Here is a 21,953-nt window from a genome sequence, read left to right as displayed (position 1 = left end):
TTCCCTGCCACGGCCGGAACACCGTGTGCGGCCGGAACCCTGCTTGCGGTCGGAACTCCGTCTGTGGTCAGAACACCGTCTGTGGGCGTACGGCGTGTACCAGGTCCACCAGGTGTTCGTGGGCCGCCGCCGACTCGTGGTGGCGGGCCGCCAGTTGCCGGTAGAGCGACTCCATGCGGCCGCGCAGCTCCCGCTCCGGCGCGCTCAGCCTGCGCAGCCCCCGGGCGTCCAGCCGGCCGGTACCGCCGCCCGGCGGCCCGGGCCGGTCGTCGAGGCTGTGCAGCGCGTCCAGTTTCCATTCGTGCAGTTCGATGCGGAGCCGCAGCGCCTCGTCCTCGGACAGGCGCGGCTCGCCGGCGCCCGGTCCCCGGCCCACCAGCCGGGGCAGTTCGGCCAGCGCCGCGTCCACTTCGGCGGGCGCGGGCAGCGGGTCGACGTCCCCGGGCAGCCGGGCCGCCCGGATCCGCAGCGCGGCGATCCGGGCGACCGTGTGGTCCAGGGTGCCGGGTCCCACCCGGCCGAGCACGTCGAGGGCGGCCCGCCGGTCGCCCGCGCGCAGCGCGAGCCGCGCGAGGCCGAGCGCGGCTCCGCCGTGCGCCGGGTTGCGGGCGAACACCGCCTCGTACAGTGCCGCGGCGGCGGGCCCGGCCGTGTCGTCGCCGAGCTGTTCCCCGCAGTAGGCCAGCGCCAGCTTCGGCGCGTACTCGCCGGGCAGTTCGAGGTGGACCCGCATGAAGTGGGTCCTGGCCGCGGCGACCTGCTGCGGGTTGGCGTCCAGACCGGCGCTGCGCAGCGCGAGCAGGGCACGGTGCCACTCCAGCCGCCACCGGCGTACGGCCGACGGGCCGGGGATGGAGTCGGCGGTGTCGAGTTCCGCCTGCGCCAGTTCCAGGTCCTCCCGGGTGTTGCGGCTCAGCAGGACCCGCACGTTGTGCAGACAGATCTCCACCGAACGCGGCTTCTCGTCCTCCTGGCCGAGGAGCCGGCCCGGGTCGTAGCCGCTGCTCACCTCGAACCGGGCGGTCTGCGGGTCGCCCGGGTACCGCCGTGGCACCGGCAGGCAGCCGGCGATCTCGGCGGGGGTGGGGGCGCCGAGATCGAGGGCCGGGGCCACCGGCGGCGCGTACCGGTCCGGGCGCGGGCGGCGCAGCCAGTGCTCGATGCCCGGCACGGTGCCGAGCCGGGCGCCCAGCAGCTGCGGGGACGGCCGGAAGTAGTCCGACGGCTCGGGCGGATCGCTCTTGCCGCGCAGCGCACGGATCTCCCGCAGCGCACCGCGCAGTTGGCCGGCCATCTCGCGGGCGTCGGCGAACCGCCGGCCGGGGTCCTCGCGGACGGCACGCTCGACGACCCGGCGGAAGGAGTCGGTGCCGAGACCCGGCACCTCGGTCACCGCCCAGCCGGCCAGCTCCCGCAGGGTGACGCCGACCGTGTGCAGGTCGTGGGCGACGGTGGGCAGGCCGGAGAACGCGGTCTCCGGTGCCATGTACTCGGGGGTGACGTGGGCGGGCGGCAGGCTCTGTCCCTCCTCGCGCATGCCGCCGAGGTCGATGACCTTGACGCCGTCCCCGTGGTGCACGACGTTCGAGGGCTTCATGTCGCCGTAGACGAAGACCCGTTCTCCGCCGGCGTGCAGATGGGCGAGCGCCTCCAGGATCCGGCAGCCGTAGGCCGCGACGTGCTCGATGTCGAGGACCGACTCGCCGCGCCGGGTCTCCTCGACGACCTTGGCGAGGGTGCCGTCGCCGACGTCGTCCATGACGATGTGACCGCCGGTGGTCTCACCGCTGTCGTCCCGCCGGGCCACGAAGTCGCGGATCTGGACGATGTGGGGGTGGCGGATGGCGACCAGGTTGCGGCGCTCGACGTCGGCGAGCCGGGCGCCGTCGTGCTCGTAGCGGTTGAGTAGGCCCTTGACGGCGACGACGTCACCGAGGTGGGTGTCCTCGGCGAGGTAGACCCAGCCCTGGCCGCCGTGCGCGATGGGCCCCATGATCCGGTACTGGTCGCGCAGCATCTCGCCCCGGCTCAGCTCCGGTTCGTACGAGTAGCGCGCGCCGCAGGCCGGGCAGTACCCCTTGAGGGGGACCGGGCCGGCGGTGTAGGGCGGGGCGAAGATGATGCCGCAGTCGGCCGCCGAACAGCCCATCCGGATGCTCAGCGGCGCCTCAGGACGGATCAGGCGGGCCCCGGCGGGACGGGCGGGGCGCTCGGGCAGTGCGAGGAGTTCGTCCGGGCCGAGGCCCCGCGGCTCCGCCGGCAGCGCGGGCAGCCCGGGCCCGTCCGCCGCCCGGCCGCAGACACCGCACCAGCCGGTGGCCAGCACGGCCCCGCCGCACGGAGCACCGTCGAAACGCCGGTGCGGACAACTCGTCACCGCCACGGCCACCCCCCGCCCCGCTTGGTGCGCGGTGACGCCGGCCTCCGCCCGGGGTAGCGCGATGCCTGTTCCCGCCGTACGGGCCGCGTCACCGGGCCTCCCGGTGGGCCGTGCCGTGGCGGCTCAGGTCGGTGCGCAGGGTTCTGACCAGTGCGCGCAGCCGGGCGAGATGCTGCTGGGGGTCCCGTACGCCGTCGATCCGGCGGCGCTCGGCCCGGCGCAGGTCGGCGGTCTCGGTGACGGACCCGAGCGAGGCGCTGGCGACGACGCCCCGGCGGACCGCGGTGCCGAACTCGGCGAGTTCCAGCCGGTCGAGCAGGGCGTCCGCGTGGTCCAGGAGCGCGGGCCGCAGCAGGTCGTCGCGGGCGGCGGCCCAGCCGGCGCCGCCCTCACGGCGGAAGACCAGCAGCAGACGGAAGTCCAGCTCCCTTAATCGGGAGAGAAGTTCGATCAGCTGGCCCGGCTGCGGGTCCTCGTCGAGGCCGTGGACGACGACCGTGCCCGGCCGGGCGGGCACGGCCCCCGCCGCCGGGGCCGGCCGGCTCCGGGTGCCGAGCAGCCACTCCCAGTGGGCGAGGTAGGCGCCGACCGGGAACGAGCCCACCCCGAGCGCGTGGTCGGCCAGGCGCGGTCTGCTGTCACCGCCGCGATGGACCACGTCGGCGCGGTGCAGCAGATGACTCAGCGACCGCTCCTTGCCGCTTCCGGGGGGCACCACGCTGATCTTCACCGGCTCCTCGTCCGGGTCGTCGAACCAGCGTGCCACCCGCTCTCCGAACCCGTGGTCCCAGGCATCCGGACCGCTCAATGCGGCCACGACCGGGGAGAGTTCGGCGATGCGGTCGACGGGCACCAGGTACGAGAAGGCGAGCCGGTTGTCCTCCGGCAGCGGGGCGCCCAGGTCGCCGCGCCAGCTGACGACGAGCCCGACCACACGGGCGGGCGCGCCGTCCCGCGGCCGGGTGCACACCGCGGCACCGCTGAAACCGGCGCGCACCACCTGCGCCTTGGTGAGGGAGTCGAGCTGGACCCGGTCGCCGCTGGCTCCGCCGATCCGGCCCCACAGGCTCATGCCGTCGTCGAAGCTCTCGGCGTAGCCGGTCGCGTACACCTCGAGGCCGGCCGTGAGCCGGCGCTCCAGCGGAGCGGGACGGGCCCGCGGGCGCGGGCTGTCCAGTCGTAACACGGCGACGTCCGCGCCGCGTTCGCCGTCCCGCAGCCAGCCGCCCGCCATGACCCGTGCGGCGACCGGCTCCAGCTCGCCGTTCTCGGCGAACTCCAGCCACATCGTCGCGTCCGGGTGGCGCACCACATGGGCACAGGTCAGCGCCGTGTGCTGGTCGACGAGTACACCGGCCCCGCAGACGGGGCCGTGCGCGTCCTCGCGTCGCAGCCTGAGTCTCCAGTCCGCACGCAGTTCCCCCATGCTGTCTCACACTACGCGCGGGGCATGCTGCGTCCCTAGACTTGTGAGCGGCTCGGATCGGTCAGTCAACGGAAGCCGGCGGGGTGTTGTCATGGGGGATCCGGAACCGATCGGCCTCGCGGAGGCCATCGGCGCGGTGCGCGCGGAGCTGGTGCGGGCGCAGGCCGAAGGGGCCGAGAGCGACTGGCGGTTCAGCGTGGAGCAGGTCAGCCTGGAGTTCTCGGTGCAGTTCCACCGGGGTGGTGAGGGCGGCGCCGGACTGCGCCTGGGCGTGGTCGACGCCCGCGTCGGCGGCTCGGTGAGTCATGACTCCACCCATCGCATCCAGGTCGACCTGAAACCCCTGCCCGGCCCCGGCGGCCGTCACCACGAGGTGAGCCGCGAGGACGGCGGTTCCCTGTCCCGGGGCTAGGGCGGCGTGTTGCGAGGCAGGCGGGACTCTCGCAACACCCTTTAGGCCTCCGCAGCGGTCAGGGCCGTGAGGAGGCCGTCGGCGAGGCGTCGGGCCGGGAGGGGGTCCTCCCGTGCCGACGCGGCCCGTACGACCGCGCGCAGCTGCGCCCCCGGATACGTGCCGGCGTAGGCCCGGCCGTCGTCGGCCGCGTACGCCGCCGCGAGCGCCGGACCCAGGGCCTCCGCGTGGGCCTCGGCGAAGGCACGGGCGTTCGCCCCGCTGCTGAGCCGCGCGTACTCGTGGCCGTACGCCTCCGCCTCGGCCGCGGAACTCCCGTTGGCCAGGGCGTAGTCACGGGCGCCGGCGTGTCCCTCGGCGTAGGCGGACGCCCGGTCGTAGGCGGCCTCGAACAGGCTCAGCAGCACCGGGCCGAGGGCTGGCCGCCAGGTGTCACGGCCGGCGGGCGTGCCCCGGGCCGCCGCGCGGTGCAGGTCCGCCACCGCGTCCCTTCCGGCACCGGCGGTGAGCAGCGGAAGCACGGTGTCCGCCTGCCAGATGTGCACGGACCGCAGCCCGGCCGGCGCCTGCGCGGTGCTCAGCAGGCCGTGCAGGCGGACCGCCCAGGCGTCCGCGTCGGACGGCGGCAGCTCCCCGTGGACGGCGGTGGCGAGGCCGGACAGCCAGGCGGGAACGCCGGCCGCGGGCGGCTCGTCCCGCCGGCTCCGCAAGGCGGCGAGGAAGGACTCCCGGTCGGCCGTGACCGCGGCGGTGGCGGTGGCGGTGGCCGTGGTCGTGGCTGTGGCTGTAGTGGTGGTCGTGGTCGTGGCGGTGGCCGCCGTGTGTGTCATGGCCGCTTCCCTCCGGCGCGGTCAGGCGTGCAGGCTCGTGCCGTCGATCGCCACCCGGCGGCCCTCACGGGTGTGCGGGAAGTAGTCCCACACGGCGTGGTGCTGGACACTGCGGTTGTCCCAGAACACCAGGGTGCGCTCCTGCCAGCGGACCCGGCAGTGCAGCAGCGGGGTACGGGCGATGTGCCCGTACAGCATCGCCAGCAGGGCGTCGCTCTCGGGGCGCGCCAGCTGGGTGATGTGCGAGGTGTACGGGGCGTTCACGAACAGCAGCCGGTGGCCGGTCTCCGGATGGCGGACCACGACCGGCTGTTCGGTGCGCGGCACGTCGTACTCGGGCGGCGGGGTCAGCCCTGCGTCCGTCCAGGGCTTGGCGCCGTCGTGGAGGGCGGTCAGGCCGTCCAGGAACCCGCGCAGTGCGGGGGAGAGCAGTTCGTAGGCGAGGTGCATGTTGGCGAACAGGGTGTCGCCGCCGCTGCCGCCCGCGGGGATCCTCGTGATGTACAGCATGGAGCCGAGGGAGGGTTCGGCGTCGGCGGTGCCGTCGGAGTGCCAGCCGTTGCCCGCCACGGCCTTGGAGTCCTTGTCCGCCTTGATCTCCAGGATGTGCGGATCGGATCCCTCGGCCGCCAGGGCGACGGGGTGCAGCTCGCCGAAGACGCCAGCGAACCGCTTGTGTGCCTCGGGGCTCAGGTCCTGGTCGCGGAAGACCAGGACGTGGTGGGTCCCGAACGCGTGCCTGAGCTCCTTCTCCTGCTGGGGCGTCAGTTCACGGGACAGGTCCAGGCCGCTGACCTCGGCGCCCAGCACCGGGGTGATGGGGGTGACGGAGAGGGTGTCGTAGGGCTCGGCGGGACGGGTGGTGAGCCGTTCGACGGCCCGCAGTGCGTAGTCCTCCATGAGGGATCTCCTTGGGATTCCTGGAAACGGGTGAGTGGGGTCAGAGGCCGCGGTCGAGGAGTTCGGCGATCACGAGGCGGCCGAAGGCGAGGTTGCCGTGGATGGTGTCGTCGGCCTGGCAGAAGACCTGCCGCTGCCGTCCCGAGCCGTCGGTGACGCGGGCGCGCAGGTCGACGATCTCCACCCCGCGGGCGGCGAGTTCGGCGCCGATGACGGTCTGGGCGGCGAAGAACACGGCCGGGTCGGACATGCCGGGGACGCGCTGCGGCGGCAGCGGGGCCAGCACCCGCAGCCCGAGGGCGGCCGTGTGGTCGTAGAAGGCGAGCGCGCCGCGGACCGCGGCCCGGACCAGGTCGGCGAAGAGGGTGCTGCGCAGGAACCCCTCGGGCACGGTGCCGTGCCGGTCGCGGTGGATGTCCCAGTTCTGCCGGGTGGCCACGGTGTGGGCGCTCAGCCCGAACGTGCACACGAGCGGCACCTCCAGCCTCGCGAGCCCGGTCACCTCCAGCGCGTCCAGGAACTCCCGGACCAGCCGCCCGGCCTCCCCGTTCCGGAAGACCGGCTCACCCTCACCCTCACCCCCGCCGTCGGCGACGTCGAAGAAGGGCCTGAGGAAGTCGCGTCCCGAGCCGACCGGACCGCCCACGAAGGGCAGTCCGGCCTGGCGCGCGGCCCGTCCCACACAGCCGGCGTGCGAGTCACCGAGCAGGAGGAACCGGGCGGGCACGGGGGGCGTGGTAGTCGAGCACGGCGTCGTCACACCAGTGGTCCTCTCCGCCGGTGACGGGGATGGTCTGTGCGGGTGCGGGTGCGGGTGCGGGTGTGTCCGGGTTCGGCGTCGGGGCGGTCCCGGGCCGGACGGCGCGGAAGAAGTGCCGCATCACGAAGGCCACCCCGTCGGGGGTGACGGTGCGCAGGTTGGGTTCGAAGAACGCCGCCCGGTACGGGAAGCCCGTGACGATCTCGTACGACGGGAAGTAGTCGACGTCGTCCGAGGCGTCGGCGAGCTGACCGGCCGCCGCGCGCAGCACCGACTTGGAGTGGGTGGTGGCGACCAGGGCGTGGCGGCCGGTCGCGGTCGCCGTCAGCGGCACCGGGGAGACCGTGAGGACCGTACGCAGACGGGAGTTGACGCCGCGTGCCATCGCGAGCACGTCGGAGAGGTCGCGGAGCACCCGGTCCACGGTGTGGTTGTGCAGGACGTGCCGGGCGGGGTCGTAGCGGCCGCGCACGGTCCCGGGGCACATCGGCAGCACGGTGCCGGTGCGCACGTCGTGCCAGGCCTCGGTCAGCCCGAGGGTGAACACCAGGACGTCGGCGGTGACGAGGGCGGTGCGGACGGCGTCCAGGGTGACCGCGCGGGCGCGCAGCACGTCGTCGGCGCCGGCGTGGCCGTCCGGTTCCACGGCCGGCCGGTAGGGGTCGTGGAAGCGGCCGTCCTCCTCCCAGACCTCCTCCGGCGGCTTCTCCTCGGCCAGCGCCCAGGCGACCCACTGGCGGAGCGCGGCGGCCGTGTAGACGTTGCCGGTCCGGAAGGAGAAGCGGCGGTAGCCGCGGGCCGCCTGTTCGGCGGCGGTCAGGCCCGGAGGCGGGAGCTCGGCGTCGTACCAGTGCATGCCCTCGGCTTGCAGGGCCCGGCCGATGTGCGCGGCGAAGCAGGAACCGGCGGTGATGACGGGATCGTCCTGGCCGATCGCGAACTTCGGCGTCCACAGGCCGTCGATGTCCGCCGGGTCGGGTTCGGCGACCGCGGTACGCCAGAACGACCGCGCGGGCAGGCGGGTGTACGGATGCTGCACGGGTGGCCTCCTCAGATCCGGCCGGCGGGCTGCGGCCGGGCGCCGGACGGACTCCCTGCCGGGCCGGTGACGGGCCGGGTCGCGGCGCGGGCGGCGGACGGTGCCTCGGCGATGGTGGCGGCGATCTCCCCCACGTACGGCTCGGCGACGATCTGGTAGTGGTCGGCGTCTACGTGGCGCAGCCGGTACGGCGTCGGCAGATGGGCGTCCCAGGCGCCGGGGGCGGTCGGCTCGGGCGCGAGGGTCGCCTCGCCGACGGGGCGCGCCGCCAGCCAGACGGTGGTGGGCGTCCGGTGCAGCCGGGGCAGCCGGTGTCCGGCCATGGCGGCCAGGTTGGCCCGGCAGCAGCGAGCGAGCCGCTCCGCGTAGGCACGGCCGGATACCGGGAGGCTTTTCGCAGGGGTGTCGGTGTCGCCGCCGTTGCCGTTTCCGCGGAGTTCGCGGGTGAAGACGGCCTGGATCTGTTCCTCGTCGTAACCGGCGAGGCGCTGTCCGGCTCCGGGCGGCGGCGGGTCGAGGAGGTGGAGGGCGGTCACCGGCCGGTCCTCCGCCTCGGCGAGCGCGGCCATCGACAGCGCCGTCCACGCCCCGAACGACCAGCCGGTCAGCCGCAGTCGGCGTTCGGGTTCCGGGAACTCCCGCCGCAGGGCGGCCAGATAGTGCCCGGCGCGCTCCTCGATCGTGCGGTCGGGCAGCCCGGGGTCGCGCAGGCCGGGATCGGCGATCAGGCAGACGGTGAGGTCGTCGGGGAGCGCGGCCACCAGAGGCCGGTAGGCCTGGACGTCACCGCCGACCGGATGCACCAGACAGAGCACGTCAGAGCCGGCCCCGCGCTGCCACACGTCGACGTCCACCCGGCCGTGCGGGGCCTCCCTCCGGCCCTGGGGGCCGGTGCCGACGCCGACGTGTCCGAGGATCTCCGTCAGGCTCACCCGGTGGCTCAGCCGGGACAGTTCGATGCCGGTGCCGTGCCGGCGTTCGATCTCGTCGAGGAGTTCCAGCAGGGTCAGCGAGTCCGCGCCCAGGTCGTACAGCGGGGTCTCGGGGTCGACGGCGTCCACGCCGAGCAGGGACCGGACGATCTCGGTGATCTCCGTGCCGGGGTCGCCCGGCACGCGGGCCGGGGGTCCGTCGGCGGCGATCGGTGCGTAGAAGGCGCGCGCGGCCGTCAGGTCCGTGGTGCTGACCAGCAGATATGGCAGCTGGAGGTGGAGGGCGCGCTCGAAGACGGCCGCGCCCTCCTCCGGGCTGAGCGCCACGGTCAGGTGCTCCCGGTGCCGCGCGTCCCCGTGGGCGGCGTGTGCCTGGGCCATGCCGACGTCCCGCCAGGCGTCCCAGCCGACGCTCATCCGTACCGTGGCGTCGCCGCCGGGCACGGCGCGGTGGGCGTGGGCGTCGAGGCAGGCGTTGGCGGCCGCGTAGTCGAACTGGCCGACCCCGCCGAGTCCGGCCGCCGCGGAGGAGCAGTAGAGGACGTAGTCGGGGGCGTGCTCGGCGACGAGGATTTCGACGAGGAGGGCGCCGCGCAGTTTGGCCGCCGTGGTGCGGCGGGCGGCGGCCGGCTCGCGCCGTGCCAGGAGCCCGCCCGCGGCGGTGCCGGCGGCGTGCACGATGCCGGCGAGGCCGTCGAGCAGCGGTGACAGCCGCTCGGCGACCGCGGTGGGATCCTCGGCCGCGAGGTCGGCCGTGACCAGAGTGACGCGACCGCCGAACCGCCGTAGCGCGGCGGGTACTTCGTCGGTGCCGCGGGCGACCAGCAGGACCCGGTTGCCGGGGTGCCGGAGGAGGTTCGCGGCCAGTGTGCTGCCGATGCCGCCGGTGCCGCCGAGGATCAGATGGGTGCCGGGCGGGGCGGCGGGCCGCGGCGCCTCACCTGCGGGGACCGGCAGGGTGGCGCGCCGCCACCAGAAGCCGTCACGCAGCGCCGTCGCCCGCCCGGCGACCGGTTCACCGGCGACGACACCGACACCGGCGCCGTTGATGGGGGCGGCTGGGTGGGCGTTGGTGGGGGCGATCAGGTCGGCGTTCGTGAGGTTGGCCGGGTCGGTGTTCGTGGGGTCGGTCGGGTCGGTGAGGAGCAGGTCGGGCAGGTGGGCGGCCCAGGTGGCGGGGTGCGGGCCGGGCAGGTCGGCCCAGCGCAGCGTGACGCCCAGTTCCTGTCGGGGTACTTCGAGGGCCCCGGCGAGCAGACCGGCCTCGGGGGTGTGGACGGCCCCGGTGACCGGCTGCGCCCGCTGGGACAGCAGCCAGGCGCGGGGGCGTTGCGGCTCCGGCCGGTCGGCCAGGGCCAGGGTGAGCGCGGCGACCGTGTCGAGACAGGCCCACTCCGCCCGCTCCAGCGCGGACACCGTGGGGCTGCCGTCGAGCGCGAGCGGCAGCGCGTGCAGCCAGTCGACGGGCGGTTCACCGGCGCCGGCCAGCAGGTCGAGCAGGGCGGCGAGCCGGCCGGGATCGGCGACGTCGGCCTCGTAACGGTCGTCGCCGAGCCGGGTCAGGCCCTGCCCGGCGCGGATGGTCACCACCCGTGCGTAGTGGCGTTCCAGGAACCGCCAGCTCTCGCCGTCCTGTCCGGGACCGGTGACGACCACGGCGGTACGGCGGGAGACCGGAGTGCCGGTGCGGGCGCGGCGCGAGCGCGTCCACAGGGGCTGGTGCAGCCACCGCGCGGCGGGCAGCCGGGAGACACCGGACCGCTCCTCGCGGGCGAGGAGGAAGTCGTACTCGGCCGTGTCGAAGGCGGGCGGCGGAAAGTCCCAGGGCGCGGGCGCCGACGCGAGGGCCGCCGCGGGCGCGGCCCCGGAAGCACCGGGCGTGGGTGCGGCCTCGGAAGCGCCGGGCGTGGGCACCGGGCCTGTCGGCCATACGATGGTGTGCCCGGCCGCCCATGCCTCGGCGAGGGCATGCGGATCGGGTCCCCCGACCGCCGCTCCCACCGCGACCTGCACCACCGGCACCGCCTCCGCCTCCGCTGCCTGTACCGCCGGCACTTCCGCCGCCGACGGCACCTCTTCCGTCTCCTGCGCCGTCGGTGCCGTCTCCGACGCCCCTCGCACCGCTCGTGCCGCGACCTCCGCCGCCCGCTCCCCCTGCTCCCCCTGCTCTCCTCGCTCTGCCGCTGCCGTGACGATCGGCAGGGTGCGCAGCCAGGTGACGGCGGACGTGGCGTCCGGGCAGACGGCCGCCGCGCGGTGTGCGAGGGCGGGGCGGCCGGACTGGAGGTGCCGCAGCACCTGGGGGTAGGTCTCGGGCCGGGCCGCCAGGTAGTCGGCGATACGGTGCGCGTCCGCGCGGACCGCGGCCTCGGAGGCCCCGGACAGCACCAGGCACGGCAGCGGTTCCGCCGGGTACGGAACCGGTGCCGGCGCCGCCTGCTCCAGCACCACGTGCGCGTTGGTGCCGCCGATGCCGAAGCTGCTGACCCCGGCCACCCTGACCGGGGCCGCCGGCCAGGGTTCGGCGGTCACCGGGACCCGGAACGCGCCGTCGTCGATCTCCGGGTTGAGCCGGTCGAAGTCGGCCGTCGGCGGAATCACCCCGTGGTGCACGGCGAGTACCGCCCGCACCAGCCCGACGACGCCCGCCGCCGCACCCAGATGCCCGATCTGGCTCTTCACGGAGGACAGCGCGATCCGCGCGTCCGCTGCGGCCCCGTACGCCTGCCGCAGCGCGGCGGCCTCGACCGGGTCGCCGAGCCGGGTGCCGGTGCCGTGCGCCTCGACGTACCCGACGTCGGCGCCGTCACGGCCGCTCCGGTCCAGGGCGGCCCGGATCGCGGCCCGCTGCCCGGGCAGGGAGGGCGCGCTGTAACCGAGCTTGCCGGCCCCGTCGTTGTTGAGCCCCGAGCCGGTGACGACCGCGTACACGGTGTCGCCGTCCCGGCGGGCCGCGGCCAGCGGCTTGAGTACGACCACACCGGCCCCGCTCGCCCCCACGGTGCCCTCGGCGTCCGCGCTGAAGGGCCGGCAGTGGCCGTCGGGGGAGAAGATGTGCTGCGGCCGGTAGGTGTAGCCGCCGGTCAGCTCGGTGTCGACGAGGACCCCTCCGACGAGCATCACGTTGGCGTCGCCCTGCCGCAGCATCCCGGCGGCGACGTGCACCCCGGCGAGCGAGCTGGAGCAGGCGGACTGGAGGGTGAACGCCGGTCCGGTGAGCCCGAGATGGTAGGCGGCCTTGGTGGCGAGGAAGTCCTTCTCGTGGTGCAGGGCGAGCCGGAAGGAGTCGGGCAGCTCGTCCGGGTCCCCGTTGCGGAGCATGCGCTGGAAGTAGGTGTTCTCGCCGCAGGAGGCGACCAGACCGACCCGCTGCCGTGCCGGGTCGCCGATCCCGGCGTGGGCCAGGGCCTCGGCGCAGTTCATCAGCAGGTGGCGCTGCTGGGGGTCCATCAGCCGGGCCTCGTGCGGGCTGATCGTGAACCGCCCGGGATCGAAGGCGAGCAGCCCCGCCGGCTGGCTGCGGGCGCCGACCCGGCCGTCGGCCGCGGCGAAGTGCTCGATGCCGCGCCGCCCGGAGACCACCAGTTCCCAGAAGGCGGCAAGGTCCGGTGCTCCCGGCAGCCGTACCGCCATGCCGACGACGGCCACGGGTTCGTCGGACCGCCGCGCCGCCGGCCGTACCGGCGGGCCCGCCGGTGTGTCGGCCGGTGCGTCGGTCGGTGTGTCGGCCGGTGCGTCGGTCGGTGTGTCGCTGGGGCCGTCGCCCCCGGCCACCAGCCGGGCCAGCGCGCGCGGCGTGACGTGCTCGAACAGGTCCGGTACGGAGAAGGGGAGATCACCCTCGCCCGCGCATCTCAGCTGGAAGCGCATCAGGTCCAGGCTGGTGGCCCCGGCGTCGAAGAACCGGTCGTCCACGGCGACGCTCCGCCCGGTCGCCGCCCGGAACAGCTCGGTGAGCCGTCGTTCGAGCGGCGACAGCCCGGTCTCCTCCCGGCCGCCCGGCCGCGGTGCGTGCCCCGGTCGCAGTTCGCGCCCCGGCGCGGTGAGCGCCGCCCGGCGGTCCAGCTTGCCACTGGGCGTCCGCGGCAGATCGGGCAGGAGACGGAAGCGGGCCACCCGGACATAGGCCGGCAGCAGCCCGGCCAGGTACCGGTTCAGGTCCGCCGGGTCGGGGTCCTCTCCCCGGCACTGGAGTACGGCGACCAGCCGCCCGTCCAGCACCCCCGCGACGGCGTTGACCACCCCCGGGCACCCGAGCAGCGCCGCCTCGACCTGCCCCAGCTCCAGCCGGTGCCCGCCGAGTTTGACCTGCCCGTCGTCGCGCCCGGCGTAGTGCAGCAGCCCCCGCCCGTCGAAGCGGGCACGGTCCCCGGTGCGGTAGAGGACCCCCAGTCCGGGGTCGTCCACGAACCGGTCCTGGTGCGCGGTGGGCTCGCCCAGGTAGCAACGCCCGGCCATCCGGCCGCCGATGAGCAGGTCGCCGGTCACCCCCGGCGGGACGGGCAGGCCGGCCTCGTCCACCACCCGCAGGACGGCACCCGCCACCGGGCGCCCGATCGCCGGGCGCGTCGGCCAGCGGGCCGGGTCGCCTTCGAGGCACAGGCCGCTGACCACATGGGTCTCGGTCGGCCCGTAGTGGTTGAACAGCCGGGCGCCGCCGGGCAGCCCGGCGAACCAGCGCCGGATCGCGTCCGTGCACACCAGCTGCTCGCCCGCCGTGACGACCTCACGCAGCCGGGACGGGAACACCCCTGTGCGCACGCCGTGTTCGGCGAGAAGTTGCAGTGCCACGTACGGCAGGAAGATCCGTTCCGCGCCCCCCGTCTCCAACTGCCGGAGCAGCGTGGGCATGTCCTGCCGCCAGGCCGGTCTCACCAGCCGCAGTTCACCGCCGGAGCACAGGGTGGTGAGGATCTCCTGGAAGGAGACGTCGAAGGAGAGCATCGCGAACTGCTGGGTGACGGCGGGTCGTTCGAGGCCGCCTTCGGCCCGCTGCCAGGTCAGCAGGGAGCACAGGGTCCGGTCGGGGACCTGGACGCCCTTGGGGGTGCCCGTGGAGCCGGACGTGAACAGGGTGTACAGCGGCCGGAGTCCGCGGTGCCGGTACGGTACCGGCCGGGCGGTGGGTGCGTCGGCGAGGGTGACGACGTGCCGGGGCAGGAACGGTGGCGCGATCGTGGCCAGGGCGTCCAGGCCGTGGGCGCCGGTCAGCACGCACAGCGGGTCCGCGTGCTCCAGCACATGACGCAGCAGGGCCGGCGGGTAGGCGGGGTCGAGGGGGACGACGGTCAGGTTGAGGCGGGCCGCCGCGAGCAGGGCCACCACGTGCTCGACGGACGGCTGGAGGTACAGGGCCACCGACGCCGGCGCGGCAGGATCCTCGGGCGGCGTCAGGAGGGACGCCAACTCGTTCGCCTGGGCGTCGAGTTCGGCGTAGCTGAGGGTGGTCCGGCCGAGGGTGACGGCGGGCGCGTCCGGAGTGCGGGCCACCTGGCGGGCGAAGCCCTCGGCGACTGTGCTGAAGTCCGGCTCCAGGTCGGTGCCGTACGCGGTCGCCGACTCGCGGTGGCCGGCGACGAGTTCGCGCAGGGCGAGGTCCCGGCCGCGGTCACCGGTCAGGTGGTCCAGGGCGTCCCGGAACAACCGGGCCGCCGCTTCCGCGCGTTCGGCGCCGAAGTCGTCGCGGTACTCCCAGAGGCAGTCGAACCCGGACTCGTGTTCCACCACCGACATGGTCAGCGCGCATTTGGCGCCGGTGGGCTCCGGCCACAAGGGCTCGATCGCGCAGTCCGCCAGGCGCAGCGCCGCGAACTCCGTGTTCTCCAGGACGAACAGGTAGTCGAAGAGGGGGGTACGGGTGCGGAACGCCGGGTCGGCGAGGACGTCCGCGAGCAGGACCTCCTGCCCTTCCAGCACCTGGCGCACGGTGTCGGCGTGCGCGGTCAGATGGGTGCGCAGCGAGTCGTCGGGCCGTAGGGCGAGGTCGAGGAGCACGGTGTTCGCGAACATGCCGACGCTCTCGGCGAACTCGGGGCGCGGCCGGTTCGCCACCGGGGCGGCGACCAGGGGCCGGGCCTGCCCGGTCACCCCGTAGAGGCAGGCACCGAACGCCGACACCAGCAACTGGAAGCGGGTCAGGCCGAGTTCGGCGGCGCTCCGGTCCAGTGCGGTGCGGCGGACCAGGTCGAGGGAGGTGCGCAGCAGCCGCGCCCGCGACCCGCCCGAGGCGGCGGACCCGGGCAGGGCGGGCGACGGCTCCCCCGCGTGGGCGTAGTGGTCGCGCAGCCGGGCGCGGCGGTGTCCGTAGGCGGGCGTCGCGCGCCAGTCACGCTGCCAGCGGCCGAGATCGAGCGGACCGGCCCCCGGTCCCGGTCGCCCGGCGTCACCCGTGTAAGCGTCGCCGAGGTCACGGAAGAGGAGGTTGAGGGACCAGCCGTCCACGGCCACGTGGTGCAGATGGAGCAGCAGCAGTCCGCCGTCGGCCCGCTCCGTCCAGGCGGCCCGCAGCATCCGGGGCGCGGTGAGGTCGAAGCGGTGGGCGAAGAAGCGGTCGGCGGTCTCCTGCCAGGGCTCCCCCTCGCGGGTGTCCAGCGGCTGCCAGGGATCGTACGGCGCCTCGGTCCGCTGGAGCAGGCCGTCCGGGGCGGGGACCAGCCGGGTGCGCAGGGCGGGGTGGCGCTCCACCAGCGAGCGCAGTGCGCGGCGCAGCGCCGACGGGTCGACGGTGCCCCGGACGCGGAAGGCGAGCGGCACGTCGTAGGAGCGGTCGTCGGGATCGCGCCGGTGCAGGAGCCACAGCCGCTCCTGTTCGCTGGTGGCCGGCGCGGTCGTGCTGTCCGGGGCCGGCGGCACGGGCGGGCGGCAGTCGGCCGGAGCGGTGCGGACGGCGTCCGCGAGAGCGGCGAGGTCGGCCCGCAGCACGAGGTCCTGGGGGAGATCGACGCCGTACCGCTCCAGGATCTCGAAGCGGAACCGCAGCGCCTTCAGTGAGTCCCCGCCGCTCGGGATCCAGCGGTCGCCGGGCCGCAGGCCGCCGACGCCTAGGATCTCCTCCGCGAGCTCCAGCACCGGCCGCTGCTCGGCGGTGACGGGCACCGCGTCCTCGCGCCCGCCGCGCCACGGCTCGTCCGGCTCCGTGTCACGCAGCAGCGCGGCCTGGTCGACCTTGCCGTTGGCGGTCAGCGGGAGTTCCGTGACGAGGTGGGTGTGGTGGGGGCGCATGTACGCCGGCAGGGCGGCGGTCAGGTGACGCTGGTAGTCGGCGAAGGAGAGCCCGTCGTCGCCGAGGACGAGGAAGGCGAGGAGTTCGTTGCGGTCCGCCGCGTCGCGCCGGGTGCAGACGTGGGCGTGGCGCACGGCGGGCAAAGCCAGGATCCGCTGCTCCACCTCGCCGGGTTCGATGCGGAACCCGCGCACCTTGACCTGCCGGTCGGCGCGCCCGACGTGGTGCACACGCCCGTCGGAGTCCCGGCGGACCAGGTCACCGGTCCGGTACCAGCGGCGCGGGGACCCGCTCTCACCGCCGGCACCGCTCTCCGTGCCCTCGTCGTCCAGCCGGACGAAGCAACGCCCGGTCAGCTCGGGCAGGTTGCGGTAGCCGCGCGCCAGGGCCGGTCCGGCGAGCAGGAGTTCCGCCACCTCGCCGTCCTCCGCGAGGCGCCCGTCCGGGGTGCGCAGCAGCAGTTCCGTCCCCGGCAGCGCGGTGCCGATCGGGACCGAGTCGCCGTCGAAGTCCCGGGGGATCGGGTGGCACAGGGCGAACGTGGTCGCCTCCGTCGGCCCGTACACGTTGTGCAGCACGGTGCCGGAGTCCGGGTTGGCCTCGTACCAGGTGCGTATCGCGCGCGGGTCGAGCCGTTCGCCGCCGACGAGGACCCGCGCGGTCTCGGCGAAGCAGTCCGGGACCCTGTCCACCACCGTGTTGAAGAGCGCCACCGTGATGAACAGGGTGTCGACGCGGCGTTCCCGCAGCACGGCGGCGAACCGGTGCGGGCTGTGCACCTGGGAGTCGTCCAGTACGACGCAGACTCCGCCGGTGAGCAGCGGGGCCCAGACCTCGAAGCTGAGCGCGTCGAAGGCCGGGTTGGACAGGCAGGCGAAGCGGGTACCGGACCCCGGGCCGAGCCAGCCGGGCCGGGCCAGCCGCAGCACGCCCGCGTCGGTGACCTCGACGCCCTTGGGGCGGCCGGTGCTTCCGGAGGTGTAGAAGAGGAAACCGACCGTGCCACCGTAGGCCGCCCCACCACCGGTCGCCCCACCGTCGGCTGCCCCACCGTCGGCCGTCCCACCGTCGGCCGGCGCGGTCGCCCCAGTCGGCGGTGTCGCCCCAGTCGGCGCGGTCGCGCCGGTGTGCGGTGTCGCGCCGGTCTGCGGGGTCGCCGAGGTCGACGCCGTCGTCCCGGTCGGTCCGAGGAGCAGGTCGGCGTCCATCCCGTCGGCGTACCCGGCCGTACCGTCGTGGACGACCGCGACGGCGCCGGAGTCGTCGAGGATGTGGCGCTGCCGGTCGGGCGGGCTGAGCCGGTCGAGGGGGACGACGGTGGCTCCCGCGCGGCGGATGCCGAGCATGACGCAGACCAGCCGCCAGGACCGGGGCAGGCTGACGGCGACCGACTGCCCGGCGCCGACGCCCCGTTCCCGCAGCCGCGCGGCCACCCGGCCGCTGAGCAGGTCGAGTTCGGCGTAGTCGAGCAGCCGGCCGCCGTCCTCGACGGCCACGGCTGAGGGCGTACGACGGGCCTGGGCGAGCACGGCCGCGGCCAGTTCGGAGACCTCGCGGGTTTCGGAGGCCGCGTCGCGGTCCGTCATCGCGCGCCTCCCACCGGTACCGCGCCGGAGCGCACCGCGTCCGTCAACGCGCTCTCGTGGTGGGCCAGTTCGGCGGCGAGCAGGGCGGCCACCCGGGCGGTCTCGGTGCCCTCCAGGATCTCCCAGTGGTCGCACTCCATCCTCTCGACCCGGAACCCGCCCCGTGCGCGCCGTCGCCAGAAGGCACGGACCTCGGCGTGGAAGGGCGTGTCGGTGCCGTCCGGCACGGCCTGGGCGAGGACCAGCCGGGCCGGTGAGGCGCCCGGGACATGGTCGCGGGCGGTGAGCCGGTTGTGGTTGTAGAGCCGGAAGTAGCGGTCCACCTGGGCGTCTTCGATCCCTGGGTACATCCCGTTGAACCTCACGAGTTTGTCGCGGAACTCGTCCGCGTCGACGGCGGCGATCGCGGCGCGGGCCTCGGGGTCGTCGGTCGCCTGGGTGTCGAGCAGGACCACGCTCACGTCGGTGCGTCCGGCGCGGCCGAGGAGGCGTCCCATCTCGTGGGCGACGAGCCCGCCGTAGGAGAGACCGGTCAGTACGAGCGGTCCGTCGCCGAGCGGTTCGAGGAAACGCAGATACGCCTCGGCCATGGCCTCCACGGTGGGCAGCAGCTCCTCGCCCGGGTTCACACCGGGGGACTGGATGCCGTACAGGCCGGTGCGCTCGGGGAGATGGGCGGCGAGGGGCAGGTAGCAGAAGGCGGTGCCGCCCGCCGGGTGGACGCAGACGACGCGGGGGCCGGTGCCCCGGCGGAACTCGACGAGGCTGCCCGGGGCCCGCTCGGTGCCGTCCGCGCTGTCCGCGCTGTCCGCGCGCAGCAGCGCGGCCAGGGCCTCGATCGTCGGCCGTACCATGACCTCGGCGACCGGCAGCCGGCGCCCGAAGGTCTCGGTGACCTCGTGGGCCATCTTGATGGCGGACAGCGAGGTGCCGCCCAGGTCGAAGAAGTTGTCGCCGACGCCGATCGCGGGACGGAGCAGGATGCCCTGCCAGATGCGGTACAGGGCGTGCTCGACGTGGTCGCGCGGGCTGGCGGTGTTGACCTGCCCGGCGGTCTGTTCGTGGACCAGGCGCAGCAGGGCGGCGCGGTCGAGTTTGCCGTTCCGGCCGAGCGGCAGGGTCTCCAGGTCGAGGACGACGGCGGGGACCATGTAGTCCGGCAGGCTGCGGGCGAGCGCCGTGCGCCAGTCGGCGTTCGTGCGGGGCGCGGCGCCGCCCCGGCCGACGGCGGCCACCAGCCGGGGCCGGCCCGCCTGGTCGTCGTCGGCCAGGACGACGGCCTCACGCACCCCGGGCAGCCGGGTCAACGCCGCCTCTATCTCGCCGGGTTCGATACGGAAGCCGCGCAGCTTCACCTGGTCGTCGGCGCGGCCCACGTAGTGGAGCAGGCCGTCGTCGCCCCAGCGGGCGAGGTCGCCGGTGCGGTAGACACGGGCACCGGGCACGAACGGGTCCGGCAGGAACCGTTCCTCGGTGAGGTCGGGGCGGCCCAGGTAGCCGCGGGCGAGGGCCGCCCCGCCGAGGTGGAGCTCCCCGACGACACCGGGCGGGACGGGCTGCATCCGGGCGTCGAGGACGTAGGCGCGGGTGCCGGGCAGCGGGCGGCCGATCGGGCACGGCCGGTCCAGCGGGCGGGGGTCGTAGTGGGCGGTGCTGTAGAGGGTCGCCTCGGTCGGGCCGTAGCCGAAGCAGACCCGCAGGCCCGGCAGTTGCTCGGTCATACGGTGCAGCGCGGCCTCGGTCAGCGACTCGACGCCGGTCAGCAGCCTGCGCAGGGCCAGCCCGCGCAACCGCGCCGCCGGGTCCTCGTCGACCCACTTGACGTAGGCGGGCGGCAGGAACGCCTGGACGATCCTCCGCTCACGCAGCCACTCGAACAGCGCCTGCGGGTCGCCGCGCAGCTCCTCGGGGACGATGTGCAGCACACCGCCGGTGGTGAGGGGCAGCAGCAGTTCGTGGACCGAGGCGTCGAAACCGATGCTGGACCAGGCCGAGCCCGCCTCGCCGGCGGCGGTGCCCATCCGGTCGTGCCAGACCGTGAACAGGTTGAGGACGCTGCGGTGCTCGACGGCGACGCCCTTGGGCCGCCCGGTGGACCCGGAGGTGAAGATCACGTACGCCAGCTGGTCCGGGCTGCGGGTGATCCCGGCCGGTGGCCCGTCCCCGCGCGCACCCTCGGCCTCGACGGCGGCGAGGCCGAGCCAGTCCGCCGGCCGGTCCTCGCCGGTGTGGTCGCTGAGGACCACGGGGCACGCGGCGTCCTCGACCATGGCGGCCAGCCGCTCCCGGGGCTGCCCCGGGTCGAGCGGGAGGTAGGCGGCACCCGCCTTGAGGATGCCGAGGATGCCGACGGCCAGGTCACAGGTACGGCGGGCGTGCAGTCCGACCACGTCACCCGGGCGGACGGCACGGGCGACGAGGGCGTGCGCGAGCCGGTTGGCACGCCGGTCGAGGGTCGCGTGGTCGAGTTCGTGGTCGCGGTCGGCGACGGCGATCGCGGCGGGGTGCGCGCGGGCGCGGGCCTCGAAGAGCTCGGTGAGACCGGAGGCCGTCCGCAGGGCCGTCGCCGTCGCGTCGGCGGGGTCACCGCCGCCCACGGCAGCGGAGAGGTCACCGTCGTCCGCGCCCCGCGCCCGTGTGGCGTCGCCCGCGCCGATCAGTGCCAGGCGCTCGCGCGGGTCCATCAGTTCGAGCGTGTCGACGGTGCGGTGCGGGTGCCGGGACATGTCGGTGAGGAGCTGCCGCAGGTGCCCGGCCCAGCGTGCGGCGGTGGCGGTGTCCACCAGCGCCGTGGCGTGGTCGAGGTGTCCGGTGACCCGCCCCTGCGACTCGGTCGCCGACAGGGCCAGGTCGAACTTGGCCGGGGCGTGGGCGATCGGCAGCGGCGAGGCCTCCACACCGGGCAGCTTCAGCAGGTCGTGCCGGTCCGGGACCCAGGCCAGCATGGTCTGGAACAGCGGGGTGTGGGCCGCGCTGCGGGGCGGGTTCACCACCTCGACGATGCGCTCGAACGGCAGGTCCTGGTGGGCCAGCGCGGCACGGACCACCGCCCGGGTGCGGGCCAGCGCCTCCGCCGCCGTCGGGGAACCGGACAGGTCGATCCGGAGCGGGAGCGAGTTGACTAGGAAACCGATCAGCCCGGCGGCCCCCGGGCCGCGCCGGCCGGCGACCGGACTGCCGACAACGATGTCCTGCTGCCCGGAGAGCCGGGACAGCAGAATCGCCCAGCCCGTCAGCACGGCGACGAACAGGGTCGCCCCGTGCTCCCGGGCCAGGGCGCGCAGCGCGGCCGTCACGTCCGCGTCCAGCTCGAACCCGACGCGTCCGCCGTCGTACCCCTGCTCGGCCGGCCGCGGCCCCGGCAGCGGCAGTTCGAGGACGGGCGGTGCACCGGCCAGCGTGTCCCGCCAGTAGGCCTCCTGGGCCGCGAGCGCACCGCCGAGCACGGACTCCCGCTGGGACTGCGCGTGGTCCGCGTACTGGAGCCGCGGCTCCGGCAGGCCGTCCGACACGTCGGTCGTCAACGCCTCGTAGAGCGCGCCCACTTCGCGCATCATCACGTTCATCGACGCACCGTCGTAGACGCTGTGGTGGAACGTCAGCAGCAGCACGTGGTGGGCGCCGTCCAGGGCGAGCAGCCGAGCGCGCCAGAGCGGACCGGCCGCCAGGTCGAACTCCCTCTCGGCCTCATCCCGTTGTGCGGCGGCCACCCGGGTCACGGGGTCGTCGTGGGCGCCGAGGTCCTCGACTGTGAGCGGGTGGCGGGAGCCCGGCGGGTCGATGTGCTGGCACACTCCGCCCGCCTCGGCCACCAGCCGGGTGCGCAGGCTCTCGTGCCGGTCGGTCAGCGCGTCGAGGGCGGCGGCCAGGGCGGCGCGGTCGAGTGGTCCGTCGAGGCGGAAGGCGAGGGTCTCGTTGTAGGCGGTGTTGCCGCCCGGCAGCTGGGCCAGGAACCACAGCCGCTGCTGGGCGAAGGACGCCGGCCGGACGCGGGGAGCCGGATCCGCGGGGGTCGGGTCGGGAGTGTTCTGCACCGGCAAGGCCTGGCCTTCCTGTCGGGGACGGGACCGGGGTCGGAACAGGGGCACGGCGAATGACGGCGGCACGCGCGGCGCCGTAGGAGGCCGTCAGGAGAAAAGGGAGGGGAATCGTCGATCGGCGGGTGGGGGAAATCGACCGGGGAATGCGCACGGTGCGGCAGGGGGCGCCGGTGCGTCAGTTGTACGGAGTTTCACGGGAGGCCCCGTGATGTGGTTGTGATCCTGAGACACCCATTGGCGACATGTCAACTCTTGACTTTGCTGGGGGAGTTCACGTAACCCTGGGCCGTCGGATGCCCTGCCAGGTCACGGGGGCACGGGAGCGGAGGAAGTCATTTCTCGGCGTGGGCCCCAATTGAATGTTTGAAACGCGTGAGTGCAGAAAAGGCGCTCACGGAACACCGGACGAAAGGTGTCACCCTGAAT

General features: G+C 74.8%; 9 protein-coding genes. 1 reads left to right on the top strand and 8 read right to left on the bottom strand.

Going from position 1 to position 21,953, the window contains the following annotated elements; all coding sequences use genetic code 11:
* Window positions 1-67: 67 nt before the first annotated feature.
* Together MB828_RS15680 and MB828_RS15675 are read right to left on the bottom strand one after the other, a co-directional pair.
* Window positions 68-2,377 carry a tetratricopeptide repeat protein gene (locus MB828_RS15680; protein ID WP_301648710.1) on the bottom strand — a complete coding sequence of 770 codons (2,310 nt, stop codon included), beginning with the start codon at window positions 2,375-2,377 and terminating at the stop codon, window positions 68-70.
* Window positions 2,378-2,468: 91 nt separating this feature from the next.
* Window positions 2,469-3,806, bottom strand: coding sequence for a S1 family peptidase (locus MB828_RS15675; RefSeq protein WP_301648695.1), 1,338 nt, complete (start codon window positions 3,804-3,806; stop codon window positions 2,469-2,471).
* 91 nt (window positions 3,807-3,897) lie between these two features.
* Here MB828_RS15675 and MB828_RS15670 point away from each other — a divergent pair, with 91 nt between their 5' ends.
* Entirely contained in the window at window positions 3,898-4,218 is a 321-nt protein-coding gene (locus MB828_RS15670) for a trypco2 family protein (RefSeq protein ID WP_133027769.1), read from the top strand.
* Window positions 4,219-4,259: 41 nt separating this feature from the next.
* Here the strand turns inward: MB828_RS15670 and MB828_RS15665 are convergent, their stop codons facing one another.
* From MB828_RS15665 to MB828_RS15640, 6 genes are read right to left on the bottom strand one after another with little or no spacing between them, the layout of a single operon-like run.
* Window positions 4,260-5,048: a hypothetical protein gene (locus MB828_RS15665; RefSeq protein WP_301648694.1), complete on the bottom strand. Its 789-nt coding sequence runs from the start codon at window positions 5,046-5,048 to the stop codon at window positions 4,260-4,262.
* A gap of 21 nt (window positions 5,049-5,069) precedes the next feature.
* A complete protein-coding gene (locus tag MB828_RS15660) occupies window positions 5,070-5,948 on the bottom strand; it encodes a TauD/TfdA dioxygenase family protein (RefSeq protein ID WP_301648693.1) in 879 nt (292 codons plus the stop codon).
* A 40-nt stretch (window positions 5,949-5,988) separates the two neighbouring features.
* Window positions 5,989-6,675 (bottom strand): hypothetical protein, encoded by a 687-nt coding sequence (locus MB828_RS15655; protein WP_301648692.1) that lies wholly within the window; start codon window positions 6,673-6,675, stop codon window positions 5,989-5,991.
* A complete protein-coding gene (locus MB828_RS15650; protein WP_301648691.1) occupies window positions 6,647-7,747 on the bottom strand; it encodes a GSCFA domain-containing protein in 1,101 nt (366 codons plus the stop codon). Before MB828_RS15650 ends, MB828_RS15655 begins: the two co-directional genes overlap by 29 nt.
* A gap of 11 nt (window positions 7,748-7,758) precedes the next feature.
* A complete protein-coding gene (locus MB828_RS15645) occupies window positions 7,759-17,487 on the bottom strand; it encodes an AMP-binding protein (protein ID WP_301648690.1) in 9,729 nt (3,242 codons plus the stop codon).
* Window positions 17,484-21,527 (bottom strand): non-ribosomal peptide synthetase, encoded by a 4,044-nt coding sequence (locus tag MB828_RS15640; RefSeq protein WP_430381391.1) that lies wholly within the window; start codon window positions 21,525-21,527, stop codon window positions 17,484-17,486. The genes MB828_RS15645 and MB828_RS15640 overlap by 4 nt, the downstream gene beginning before the upstream one ends.
* Window positions 21,528-21,953 lie beyond the last annotated feature (426 nt).

It is taken from the genome of Streptomyces arenae, assembly GCF_022343545.1.
GTDB classification, from domain to species: domain Bacteria; phylum Actinomycetota; class Actinomycetes; order Streptomycetales; family Streptomycetaceae; genus Streptomyces; species Streptomyces humi.
This window is presented reverse-complemented; position numbering and strand designations above follow the sequence as displayed.

Coding starts and splice junctions, on each gene's coding strand:
- MB828_RS15670 (WP_133027769.1), top strand. CDS start 3,898: ATGGGGGATCCGGAACCGATCGGCCTCGCGGAGGCCATCGGCGCGGTG.
- MB828_RS15675 (WP_301648695.1), bottom strand. CDS start 3,806: ATGGGGGAACTGCGTGCGGACTGGAGACTCAGGCTGCGACGCGAGGAC.
- MB828_RS15660 (WP_301648693.1), bottom strand. CDS start 5,948: ATGGAGGACTACGCACTGCGGGCCGTCGAACGGCTCACCACCCGTCCC.
- MB828_RS15645 (WP_301648690.1), bottom strand. CDS start 17,487: ATGACGGACCGCGACGCGGCCTCCGAAACCCGCGAGGTCTCCGAACTG.
- MB828_RS15665 (WP_301648694.1), bottom strand. CDS start 5,048: ATGACACACACGGCGGCCACCGCCACGACCACGACCACCACTACAGCC.